Origin of the sequence: Microbacterium laevaniformans (assembly GCF_016907555.1) — a bacterium.
GTDB lineage: Bacteria > Actinomycetota > Actinomycetes > Actinomycetales > Microbacteriaceae > Microbacterium > Microbacterium laevaniformans.
The window spans coordinates 1,965,765-1,977,205 of record NZ_JAFBCE010000001.1 but is presented as its reverse complement, the minus strand read 5'-3'; the positions used below and the strand labels follow the sequence as shown (position 1 = coordinate 1,977,205).

General features: G+C 72.2%; 11 protein-coding genes. 4 read left to right on the top strand and 7 right to left on the bottom strand.

From position 1 onward, the window contains the following. The first annotated feature begins 8 nt into the window (after positions 1–8). On the top strand, positions 9–620 hold the full coding sequence (locus JOE53_RS09385; protein ID WP_204947500.1) for a helix-turn-helix domain-containing protein: 612 nt from the start codon (positions 9–11) through the stop codon (positions 618–620). Between the two features lie 8 nt (positions 621–628). Here the strand turns inward: JOE53_RS09385 and JOE53_RS09380 are convergent, their stop codons facing one another. Continuing rightward, the gene (locus JOE53_RS09380; RefSeq protein WP_204947499.1) at positions 629–1,717 is read right to left on the bottom strand and encodes a methylenetetrahydrofolate reductase C-terminal domain-containing protein; all 1,089 of its coding nucleotides are present in this window, start codon (positions 1,715–1,717) and stop codon (positions 629–631) included. Continuing rightward, entirely contained in the window at positions 1,714–2,868 is a 1,155-nt protein-coding gene (locus JOE53_RS09375) for a methylenetetrahydrofolate reductase C-terminal domain-containing protein (RefSeq protein WP_204947498.1), read from the bottom strand. The genes JOE53_RS09380 and JOE53_RS09375 overlap by 4 nt, the downstream gene beginning before the upstream one ends. 152 nt (positions 2,869–3,020) lie before the next feature. Between JOE53_RS09375 and JOE53_RS09370 the strand changes: the two genes are divergently transcribed. Continuing rightward, a complete protein-coding gene (locus JOE53_RS09370; RefSeq protein WP_204947497.1) occupies positions 3,021–3,629 on the top strand; it encodes a cyclodeaminase/cyclohydrolase family protein in 609 nt (202 codons plus the stop codon). Between the two features lie 57 nt (positions 3,630–3,686). Here the strand turns inward: JOE53_RS09370 and JOE53_RS09365 are convergent, their stop codons facing one another. From JOE53_RS09365 to JOE53_RS09350, 4 genes are all read right to left on the bottom strand, one after another. After that, complete coding sequence (locus JOE53_RS09365) at positions 3,687–4,892, bottom strand: hypothetical protein (protein WP_061682359.1); 1,206 nt, start codon at positions 4,890–4,892, stop codon at positions 3,687–3,689. 83 nt (positions 4,893–4,975) lie between these two features. After that, the gene (locus JOE53_RS09360) at positions 4,976–5,920 is read right to left on the bottom strand and encodes an ABC transporter permease (protein ID WP_061682361.1); all 945 of its coding nucleotides are present in this window, start codon (positions 5,918–5,920) and stop codon (positions 4,976–4,978) included. Next, positions 5,917–6,711: an ABC transporter ATP-binding protein gene (locus tag JOE53_RS09355; RefSeq protein WP_204947496.1), complete on the bottom strand. Its 795-nt coding sequence runs from the start codon at positions 6,709–6,711 to the stop codon at positions 5,917–5,919. Before JOE53_RS09355 ends, JOE53_RS09360 begins: the two co-directional genes overlap by 4 nt. Beyond that, positions 6,708–8,021, bottom strand: a complete 1,314-nt coding sequence (locus tag JOE53_RS09350) for an amidohydrolase family protein (protein WP_204947495.1) — start codon at positions 8,019–8,021, stop codon at positions 6,708–6,710. Before JOE53_RS09350 ends, JOE53_RS09355 begins: the two co-directional genes overlap by 4 nt. A gap of 196 nt (positions 8,022–8,217) precedes the next feature. Here JOE53_RS09350 and JOE53_RS09345 point away from each other — a divergent pair, with 196 nt between their 5' ends. Then, a complete protein-coding gene (locus JOE53_RS09345; RefSeq protein WP_135950025.1) occupies positions 8,218–9,219 on the top strand; it encodes a PDR/VanB family oxidoreductase in 1,002 nt (333 codons plus the stop codon). Between the two features lie 27 nt (positions 9,220–9,246). Here JOE53_RS09345 and JOE53_RS09340 read toward each other — a convergent pair whose 3' ends face one another. Continuing rightward, a complete protein-coding gene (locus JOE53_RS09340) occupies positions 9,247–10,602 on the bottom strand; it encodes an amidohydrolase family protein (protein WP_204947494.1) in 1,356 nt (451 codons plus the stop codon). Between the two features lie 136 nt (positions 10,603–10,738). On the opposite strand from JOE53_RS09340, the gene JOE53_RS09335 reads away from it, so the two are divergent. Further along, the gene (locus JOE53_RS09335) at positions 10,739–11,440 is read left to right on the top strand and encodes a hypothetical protein (RefSeq protein WP_204947493.1); all 702 of its coding nucleotides are present in this window, start codon (positions 10,739–10,741) and stop codon (positions 11,438–11,440) included. Position 11,441: the final 1 nt, after the last annotated feature.

Below are 11,441 nucleotides of genomic sequence, written 5' to 3'. Positions count from 1 at the left end.
CTTCAGTCATGTCGGATGCCGCTTCCTCGCGCCGTGGCGCCGCGGGTGACGACGGGCCCGCATCCGCGTCGCGGGCGCTGGGTGCCCGGATCCGGGCGCTGCGCCAGAGTCGCGGGATGACGCTCACCCAGGTCGCGGTGCAGGCCGAGCTGTCGCACTCGTTCCTGAGCCAGGTCGAGCGCGGGCTGGAACGGATGAGCATGACGTCGCTGTTCCGCGTCGCGCAGGCGCTGGGCACCACGCAACAGGCGCTGCTGACCGACGACGCCGACGCGGCACCGCGCGGCGCGGGCAGCTTCCACGTCTTCCGGGCGAGCGAAGCGACCCCCCTGGACGCCGGGGGCAGCCCGATGCGGGTGCTCGCCCGCGACCACCCGCGCTTCGTGCCGATGGTGATGTCGGGAACCTTCACCGAGGACTTGTGGTGGGTGCACGACGAGGAGGAGTTCGTCTACGTGCTCCAGGGACGACTCGTGGTGGTGCTGGAGGCCGACGAGTTCGCCCTCGAAGCGGGGGATGCCGTGTATTACCAAGGCGGCATACGTCACCGCTGGCGCACCGATCCGGGTGAGAGCGTGCAGGTCCTCACCGTCAAGGAAGGCAGCGCCGGCGCGCACTGAGAAGCGGATCACGACCCGCCTCCGAGCTCGCGTGCGACCGTCGCGAGATCCGCGGCGTAGGCGGCCTCATCCCCGGGTCGGGCACCTCCCGCGATGACCACGCCGCCGACGTCGCCCGTCGCGATCAGGTCGTGTCCGTACTCGACGGCGAGGCGGATGCCCTCCGCGCGCACGTCGCGCGCGGCGAAGAGGCGATCGATGAAGCCGGACGGCAGCTTCGCCGCGTGGAAGGACGCGAGCAGTTCGGCGCCCTCGCGATCGACCACGAGAGGAACGCCGGGAAGCACCGGCACGTCGGAGCCGGCCGCGCGGCACAGCGCCACGAAGGCGGCGACCTCCTCGGCATCCCCGGCGTACTGCGTGAGGCACATCCTCCCTCCGGCGCGCTGCTTCTCGGCGACGCGTGCCCCGCGTTCGGCGATGGGCGGGGCGGCGGGCGACTCGGCGAACGAGGTGAGAAGCCCGAGGGCGGCCGCGCGCGGGAGCGTCGTGGTCGATTCGAGGTCGAACACGGGGCGTGCGTCGGGGCGGTCGCCCGTCTGCGTGTGATCGCCCGTGACGCAGTGCACCCCGGCGACACCCAGTGCGCGCAGCGACAGCAGTTCGCGCTCCAGGGCGGTGCGGTTGCGGTCGCGGGCGTTGAAGCCCATCCAGAGTCGGAGCCCGGTCGCGCCGATCAGCGCCGCACGGTAGGACGGAGGAAACTGCACGCGGGAGCGTCCGGCGTCGCCGGACAGGACGGCGTCGACGCTGCCGATCAGCGCCTCGGCCGTCGTCCCCACGGCGTCGGCGCGCAAGGCACGCACGGGAAAGCCCGTGAACACGAGCGGCCTGCGCGCGGCGATCTCGACCAGCTCGCGCCCGGCGGGCGTCGCCGGCCTGGAGGGGTCTTCGGAGACGGTGTCCGAAGGTGTCTCCTCGGTGGTCGGGCTCGTCCAGCGCACCGGGAGGTCGCGGGTCAGGAACACGCACGGGGTCGGGTGCACCTCGCACGTCCCGTCGGCGTTGACGCCGCCGCAGGGACCGTAGGCCATCGACTTCGGGCACCCGGCGACGCGGCTGGCTGCTGTCGCGGGGGTCGGCGTCACGGCGCTCATGCGGTGCCCGCCGTCTCGGCGGTGATCGTGTCGGCGGAGATCGCGGTCCGAAGCCGCGAGGCCGCCGATGCCAGCGCGTCGACCGCGGCGAGCTCTGCGGCATTCGCCGCCCCGACAGTCGGAGCGGAGGCGGCGGCGATCGCCGACAGGTGGATGCCGACGACGCCGGGGATCGCGAGCGCGCGGCGCGCCCACGCGACCGCGGCGGCGATACCGGCGTCCACCGGGTCATCGGCGCCGGCCACTGCCCTGACGAGCTCGTCCGGCAGGCCGACCCCGGGAAGCGCGGCCAGTCGTCGGGCCGTCGCGACGGAGATGAGCACCGGCACCGACACGAGGACCGGCACGGGGGCCGCCGTCGTCGCGAGGGCGGCGGTGAAGCGGCGGATCTCGTCGAGACCGCCGCAGAGGTTCAGGATGCCGAGTTCCGCCCCGGCCTGCGCTTTGCGGGCGAGACGGGTGGGACGGTAGTCGACGGGCGGTGCGGAGGGCTGTTCGGCGACCGCGACGAAGAGCCCGGCCCGGCGGGCGAGAGCCGTCAGACGTGTCGCGTCGAGGTCGAAGACTGGCTGCGCCTGCGGGAGGGCGGTGGAGGCAGGGTGATCGCCGGTCACGGCGAGCACGCCGGACACGCCCAGGTCGGCGAGGGCGGCCAGCTCTCCCTCGATCGCCACCCGGTTGCGGTCGCGGCAGGTGAGACCGGCCACCACACGCGATCCGGCGGCGGCGAGCAGGAGGGCCTTGTGGGTGGGACTGAGCGCATCGCTCAGCCCCGGCGGCTCGCCGGCGATCACGGCGGTCAGCTCTTGCAGTCGCACGCCCGCCTCGGTGATGACGGCCGGGTCGGTGGAGCGCACCGGGAGGTCGGCCGTGATGACCGCACCCGCGTCGACCAGGGCCGCGAACGCCGTCGACGCCTCTCCTCGCGGCAGGACCGGCAGCGCGTCGCCGCTGTCGCGGGCGGCGACCGGGGCGTCCACCTCTGCGGTGGAGAACTCCAGATGACGCAGCACCGCGGCGTCATCGACGAACGAGCATCGGATGCCGGGCACTTCGCAGCCGCCGTCGATCGCGACACCGCCGCAGGGCCCGTGGACCATGCGCTTCGGGCAACGCCGTGTTGTTTCGCGCAGGCGCAGGGGAGCGGTCACGGGTGCTCCTCTCGCGTTCGTGGATCGGTCCGGCGATGTTGGCCTCGCCAACAATGCCACTGTAGGAGCCGGCCGTTTCGCCGGTGTTACGGTCGCGTGTGCGTCGATGTCGGCGCGAAATCACGCGGTGCACGGGCCCTAGAGTGAGGCCCATGCCGATGTCCGAGCTTGCCGCCTCCCGCCTCGACGACTGGCTGGAGAAGCTGTCCGCGCCCGTGCCCGATCCCGGTGGGGGCGCCGCCGCCGGGATCGTCATCGCCACCGGTGCCGCCCTGGTCGCCATGGCGGCCGGGTACGTCCGGGCAGACGCGGCGGCGGAGCTCGTCGCCACGGCGACCCGGGTGCGCGGCGAAGCGCTCGCCGCCGCGGAGCACGACGGGCGGATGTCGGGCCTGCTCGTCGCCGCCTTCCGGCGCCCGACCGACGACCCCGAGCGTGACGGGGCGCTGCGCGCCGCCACCGTCGCCGCTGCGGATGCCGGTGCCGATCTGGTCGCGCTCGCGGCATCCCTGGACGGGCCCCTCCTCTGGCTGGAGCGTTTCGGCGAGGCGCGTCTGGCCCCCGATGTCGCCGTCGCGGCGCGAATGCTCGCCTGCGGCATCCGCTCGACCGCCGTCAACATCCGTGGGAACACCACGAGCGCCGCCGCTGCGGGAGTCGACGCTCCGACCCTGCAGCGGCTGCGCGCCGCGGGGGAGCGGGCGGAGCAGGCCGCTGCCCGCCTGGACGCGGTGGCAGAGCGGGTGACCGCGACGCTCTGAGAACACGCCGATGCCCTGACCCCGCGGAGGGAGTCAGGGCATCGGCAGTGAGGACGGTCAGTTCATCTTGATCGACGTGTCGATGAACTGGTTCGTGTAGAGCTCGGACGGATCGATCGCCGACGCGGCGGCCTGCGTGATGCTGCCGGCGGTGACGAGGAAGGGCGTGAAGTCCTTCACGATCGACGCCATACGGTCGGGGTCGAACTGACCGAACACGCCCGATGCCTTGTCGTTGGCGACGAGCCCCAGCTTCTTCTGCTGCTCGACGGAGAACTGCGCGACGCCCTCGGAGTAGGTCCAGCCCGTGTCGTACTTCTCGACGAGGTCGAGGATCACGGCGTTGCCGTGCTCGGGCGCGTTGAGGAAGTCGATCTGCGACTGCTGCATGATCGGGACGAGCTTCTTCAGGCAGTCGGCCTTGTCGGTGACGTCGGCCTTTCGCACCGCGAGCGGCTCGGGGTAGATGTTGTAGCCGAGCTCGGACAGCAGCTGGTAGCCGACGTCCTTGCCCCACTGCGAGATCTCGTTCTTGTAGATGTAGGGCTCGGCGGTCGCGAAGCCCTGCTGCAGGATCTTCGGGTCGGAGACGAAGCGCTGCGGGGTGCCCTCGTAGCTCGTGTCGATCTGCGACTTCGTGATGATGCCCTGCGAGAGCAGGAGGTTCGGGATCACGTCGCCGGAGGTGACGATCGGGTCACCGCCGGACGCGGCCTCCTTGATCGTCGTCGCGCCGTTGTGGCTCGCCGGGTCCCACATGAGGATCTGCGGGCTGAAGGTCAGCTGCGAGGTCACCGCGACGGTGGGCTGGTCGGCGTTGGCGACGATGGCCGCGTCGGTGTTGACGGCGCCGATCAGGATGTCGGTGTCGAGATACATGAGCGCGGGCACCGGCTGGAAGTTGACCGCGGGGCCGCCGGAGCGCACCTCGATCTTGACACCGGTGTCGGTGCCGTTGACCACGAGCGGGCCGGTGACGGTCTTCTTGTCGGTGTCGACGGTGTACCCGTCGCCGACGAGGTTGTACATGGCGCCGTGCTCCGACTCGGGCTGCCAGTCCTGCTGCATGACGACGGTCGCCGGGCAGACGCTCGCGAGGTCGAGGGGGCCGCCCTTCTCGGCGGTGGTCGCCGCGGAGGTGGTCGCCGGAGCCGCGGCGTCGGTGCTGGAACATCCCGCGACGGCGGCGACCGTGGCGGCGAGCGCGCCGATCGCGACGGTGCGTGCGATCACGCGGCGGGAGAGAAAAGCGGGCTGTGACACGGTGTCCTCCTGGAAGGCTTCGGGTGCGGTGCGGACAGACGGGTGGTGCGTATTCGTGGTGCAGGGAGGGAAAGAAGAGGGGCTCAGCGGGTGGCGACGCCGAACAGACGACCGACCACCACGCGATCGAGCGCGGCGAAGATCGAGAAGACGATCACACCGAACAGAGCCGTGAAGATGATCGCGAGGAACAGCGGCTCCATGTTCAGGCGCAGCGTGTAGGTGCGCAGCAGCCCACCGATGCCCTGGCTGCCCTGCTGGAAGAAGAAGTCTCCGACGATGGCGCCGATGACGGCGAGGCCGGCCGATTGGCGCAGGCCCGTGAAGATCGACGGGATGGCCGCGGGCAGCATGAGCTTCGTCATCCGCTGCCACTTCGTGGCCTTCTGCAGCGTGAACAGGTCGTGGGCCGCGGGCGTGGCCGACTGCAGGCCGAACAGCGTGTTGGAGATCATCGGGAACACCGCGATGATGACGCAGACCACGATGCGGGCGGGAAGCCCGTAGCCCATCCAGATGCCGATCAGCGGCGTGAGCGCGAGGATCGGGATCGTCTGCAGGATGACGGCGTACGGGTAGAGGATCTTCTCGGCGAGGGTCCACTGCGACATGACGATCGCCCACCCCATGCCGATCAGGACGGCGATCGCGAGGCCGATGAGGGCGACGGTGATGGTCTGACCGAGTGCGGCGATCATCGGGCCGATCACCTTGTCGTTGCCGATCGTCTCGGCCAGCACCTGGTGGGGAGGCGGCAGCAGGAAGCGGCGGCTCTCGCTGAGCAGCAGGTACGACACGGCGTACCAGATCGCGATGATGCCGATCAGCGCCGCGATGATCGGCATGGCACGTGACCAGGCGCCGCGGGTGACCGATCCGGCACTGCGGGCGCGGGGGCGACGGGCGGCCATCGAGGCGGTCGTGGTCTCGGCGGATGCCGCGGCATCCGCCGCCGATGAGGCGGGCGAGCCGGACGCGGACGTGTCGGCGAGCGAGGCCGGGGCCTTCAGGGCGAGGTTCTGGCTCACGAGTGCGCCTCCAAAGCGTGCGAGAGGTGTCCGACGATGCGTCCGAACTCGGGTTCGTAGCGCAGCTCGGGGGATCGGGGGTAGGACCAGGGCAGTTCGATGTCGTCGACGATGCGGCCGGGGCGACCGCTCATCACGAGCACGCGGCTGGAGAGGTAGACGGCTTCGGAGATCGAGTGCGTGATGAACATCGCGGCGAACCCTTTGAGCTGGAACAGGCGTTGCAGCTCGGTCTGCATCTTCAGACGTGTGATCTCGTCGAGGGCGCCGAACGGTTCGTCGAACAGGGCGAGCTGCGGCTCGGCGACCAGCGCGCGCGCGATCGAGACGCGCATGCGCATGCCGCCGGACAACGCCCGCGGGTGCTGGTTCTCGAAGCCCTTCAGGCCGACCAGTTCGAGCGCCTCCGCGGCGCGACGGCGGCGCTCGGCCGCCCCGACACCGGCGAGCTCGCCGACCAGTTCGACGTTGCGCTGGGCCGTCCGCCACTCGAGCAGGGTCGCCTCCTGGAAGACGAAGCTCGTCGTGTCGGCGCGGACGTCGACCACTCCCTCGGTGGCGTCGTCGAGGCCGGCAGCCAGGCGCAGCAGGGTCGACTTTCCGCAGCCGGAGGGGCCGACCACCGACACGAACTCGCCGGGACGGACGTCGATCGAGACGCCTTCCAGGGCACGGGTGCCGGTGGCGAAGACCTTGGCGACGTCGGTGAAGGCGAGAGTCGGCGCGGTGGTGGTGTCCACCGCTGTCGCGGCGGTGGCAGGCGCGACGGTCGGATCGATGGTGGTGCTCATAGCAGTGCTCCCTCGGAGGTCGGGGCGGAGGGCGGGGTCGGCAGGGCGCGCAGGTCGAGCACGCTGCTCACCACGCGGCGGCGGACGGCGATCACGCGCCCGTCGCGGATGACGATGCGGTCGGGCGCGCGCTCGGCGAGGGCCTCGGCGGTGTGTGCGGCGCGCACGAGCACGACGTCGGCGACGTCGCCGACGCGTCCTCGCGCCGGGGGCAGTCCGAATGCGGCGCGTCCGCCGTTCGAGCTGACGTGCCAGGCTTCGGCGGGCGCGAGGTGGCCCGCGACGACGAGCTCGGAGGCGACATCGACCATGTCGGCATTGCCCAGCGGATTGAACGGGTCCTGCACGTTGTCGCCGCCGGCGGCCAGCGTGATGCCGGCGGCGAGGATCTCGCGCAGCGGAGGGATGCCGCGGGGCGTGGCGACCGGGTGCTGCCAGCCCTGCAGGTAGAGGTTGGTCAGCGGGTTGGTGATGATCGAGACGCCGGCCTCGGCGACGGCCGCGAGGGTGCGGGCGCGGGTCTCGGCATCCTGCATGGACAGGCTCACGCAGTGCCCCGCCGAGCGGATCACGCCGGCAGGCCAGTGCCGCGTGCGGGCGGCGAGCTCGGCGAGACCCGTGGATGCCGCGTCGAGCGTCTCGTCGGTGTGCAGGTCCATGCCGAGGCCGAACTCTTCGGCGAAGGCGGCGTTGCGCTCCAGATCGGCGCGGGGGTCCTCGGCGAGGTGCGGAAAGCCCCCGATGAGGTCGATGCCCAGGGCCACCGCGGCGCGTCCCAGGTCGTCGGGACCGTCCGAGGCGCCGGGGCTGGCGACGACCTGAAGATCGACGACGCCGGCGAACTCGTCGCGCAGCTCGATGAGGGCGCGCACTCCGCGGAGGGGATCGTCGCCCAGGTGGTAGTTCGTGTGCGAGCGCACGGCCGTGACACCGGCGTGCAGCGCGGCCACCAGGTGCCGCCGGGCTGCGGCCTTGATGTCGGCGGAGGAGTGCTTCTCGCCGTGGTCGATCCAGCACGCGATCGCGTCGTCGAGCGATCCCTCGGGCTGGCCGAACGAGGTCCAGGTGTAGCCCTTGTCGAGGTGCGCGTGCAGATCCGCCAGGGGCGGCAGGGCGATCCAGCCCGTCGCATCGACCGTCTCGGCGGTGCGCTCCCCGGCGCCCTCGCCCCTGCCCGCCGCCCGGGCGTCGGCACCGGCGTCGACGATGAGGCCGTCGGCGAAGGCCAGCGTCCCGCCGACGTCGCCGGCCGGAGTGAGCCCCGTCAGGGCCGCGATGCGCTGGCCCGGCTCGAGGAGTTCGGCATCCATACGGTCGTCCTCCTCGGGGTCTGTGGTGACACGGTGTGTTGTTGGTATGGCCAACATCGGGTGAGAATCAGTAAACGCTCGACGTGTTTCCTGCCAGGCCTGTCGGGATTGCGGCCGTGTTAAATCCGCGCGAAGAGTGCGGCCGGTCGCCGCCCTCGCACGCGGGGGCGCTGCGCGAGCGGAGAGAGTGGGAGCCATGAGCTACTTCAGTGACGTCGAACGCGATCTCGTGGTCGCCGCCCGCACCGTGCTGGCCGACGGGATCGTGGCGCTGGACCTCGTCGCGCACAACGGCCGCGATCTGCCGGCGTGGGAGCCCGGATCGCACGTCGATCTGATCTTCTCCGACGCGCGCGTGCCCGCGGCCGAGCGCGTCGAACGGCAGTACTCGCTCTGCGGCGACGCGGCCGACCGCTCCACCTGGCGGGTCGCGGTGCTGCGCGAAGACGAGGGACGGGGCGGATCGGTACGGGTGCACGAGGAGGTGCAGGTGGGGCAGCGCCTGCGCGTGCGCGGACCGCGCAACCACTTCGCGTACGAGATCGTTCCCGCCGTCACCCACCGCTTCGTCGCCGGGGGCATCGGGATCACGCCCCTTCTCGGCATGGTCCGGGCGGCGGCGCGGGCCGGAGCGGAGTGGACCCTCGACTACGCCGGCCGGTCGCTGTCGACGATGGCATTCGTCGACGAGCTGCGCGCGCTCGACGGCGGTGCGGGGCGGGTGCGTCTGTACCCCGCCGACAGCGGGGCGCGTCTGGATGTGGCCGGGCTGGTGGATGCCGCGAGTGACGGCGGTCCGGTCTACGCGTGCGGACCCGCCCGGCTGATCGCCGCCCTCGAGGACGGTTTCGAAGCCGCCGGCCGCGCCGCAGCGCTGCACGTCGAGCGGTTCGAGGCGATCGAGTACGGCGAGCCCGTCTGGCCGGATCCGTTCGAGGTCGAGCTCGCCCTGTCGGGCGACATCGTGACCGTGCAACCCGGGCAGTCGGTGCTGGAGGCGATCGAGGAGCAGAGCCCCACGACGATGGTGCTCTCCAGCTGCCGTCGGGGGACGTGCGGCACCTGCGAGGTGCCCGTCCTGGAGGGCGAGATCGAGCACCGCGACTCCGTGCTCACGCCGCTCGAGCGCGAGCAGAGCGCGGTCATGATGGTGTGCGTCTCGCGCGCAGCGTGCCCGCGGATCGTGCTCGACGCCTGACGCGATGCCGGAACGGCGCCGCGACGCTCACCGGCCGACGCGCTCCCGGAGGGCCGCGGTGAGGGCGTCTTCGTCGGCGGTGACCAGCCGGTAGTCGCGGACGACGACGCGTCCCCCGACCACGACATGGCGAGGGCGGCGTCCCGGATGGGCCCAGAGCAGGCCCGCGACCGGGTCGGCCACTCCGGCGTCGGCGACCCCGGAGACATCCCAGACGCAGAGATCGCCCGCCGCGCCCGGGGTCAGGATGCCGAGGTCGGCGCGGCCGAGGCCGCTCGCGCCGCCCGAGGTGGCCATGGCGAGCACGTCACGGGCCGGGAGGGCGGCGCCGACCAGACCCGACACCTGCATCGCCAGTCGCGCGTCGGCGAGCAGGTGCCCGGCGTCGTTGGAGCCGCCCCCGGAGGTCCCCAGCCCCACGGCGATGCCGGCCTCCTGCAGGCGGCGCACCGGAGCGATGCCCCAGCCCATCGGCACGTCGCAGCCCGGAGCGTGGGTCGCGGTGATGCCGGCGGCGCCCAGTCGCACGATCTCGTCGTCGGTGACGTCGCACAGGTGCGCGATCGTCACCCCCGGTTCGAGCCACCCCCACTCCTCGAGGAGGTCCAGGGGGCGCCGGCCGTAGCGGGCCAGGGCGATCTCGGTGTCGACCTGCTCGTTGGCCTGGGTGCGCCGGCGCAGCCCGTGGCGTCGGGCGACGTCGCCCAACGCGCGGAAGGTCTCCTCGCTGTCGGAGTGCACGCCGGCGGGACCGACGGCGAGCTGCAGCATGCCGTCGGCGCTCGTACCGCCCGGAGAGGATGCCGCACCCTCGGGGAGCAGCGCGCGCACGATGGCGTCTGCGCTCGCCGCCGCGGCATCCGGCGCGTCGCGCGCCGAGCCGCGGACGAACACGAGCCGGGCGCCGAGTGCCGCGGCGGCATCGGCGATCGCCCGCGCGATGGCCACGGTGTCGCCGACGGGGTCGTCGCTGCGCGCCGGGTCGGGCCAGTTGAGCTGATGGTCGGCGACCGTCGTCACCCCGCTCAGCAGCGACTCGGCCACGCCGACCCCGGCGGTCGCACCGACCAGGGACGCGTCGATGCGGGCGTCGGCGTAGGCGGCGGCCATGGCCGGCAGCCACTCGCGCATCGGCACGCCGCGGGTGCCGGGAAGGGTGCGAAAGCCCGACTGCAGCAGGTGGTGATGCGCGTTGACGAGGCCGGGGGTGACGATGCCGCCGTCCGCGTCGAGGGTGTCGATGCTCTCGTCCGGCGACGGTGCGGATGCCGCGGTGGTGACCCGTCCGCGGCGGATCACGAGGTCGCCGCCGCGGTCGCGGGCGGGGTCGTCGAAGCGTTCCACGATGCGGGCGGCACCGGTGAGGATGAGCGATCCGGTCATGCCGTCCGTCCTATCAGCCGCATGTTTCGGGCAGATGTGCGCGCCGGCGCGCAATGTCCGAACCCGTTCCTATCTTCGAGAAAAGCACATTGAAGTACTCGAATACATGTTCTAATCTGTCGAAGTGAGGCCGATCGTGGGGACCGTTGCTGCCGCGGATGTCGCGGGCACCGTGAGCACCCTGCGCGCTCAGATGGAGCGTATGCAGGGGCGTCGCCTCGACACGCCCGTGCTCCCCGTCGCCCCGGCGCTGGCGGAGCTGCTGCCCGGCGGTGGACTGCGAACAGGGGGAGCCTACGCGCTCGGACGGTCGATGGCGCTGCTGTTCGCCCTGCTCGCAGAGCCCTCGCAGGCCGGGTCGTGGTGCGCCGTCGTCGGCATGCCGCACGTGGGCGTCGAAGCGGCCCGCGCTGCCGGGGTCGACCTGTCGCGGCTCGTGCTCGTGCCCGACCCCGGAGAGCGGTGGCTCGCCGTCACCTCGACCCTCGCCGACGTGCTGTCGGTGGTCGCGGTGCGCCCGCCGTCGCGGGCGAAGGACAGCGAGGTGGCCCGGCTGGCCGCCCGCATGCGCGAGCGCGAGGCGGTGCTGCTCGTCCAGGGGCCGTGGCCGCAGACGGAGGCCATGATCGATGTGTCCGATCCGTCGTGGTCGGGCCTCGGCGCAGGGCACGGCATCCTGTCGGGCCGTGAGCTCACGGTCACCGTGACCAGCCGCCGGGCGCCGGTGCCGCGCTCACGGCGCCTGATGCTGCCCGACGACCGGGGCCGCCTGAGCGGCGAATCGCAGCCCACCCGCACGCGCCTGCCCGAACCCGTGCCGATGCGACGGGCGGTATGAG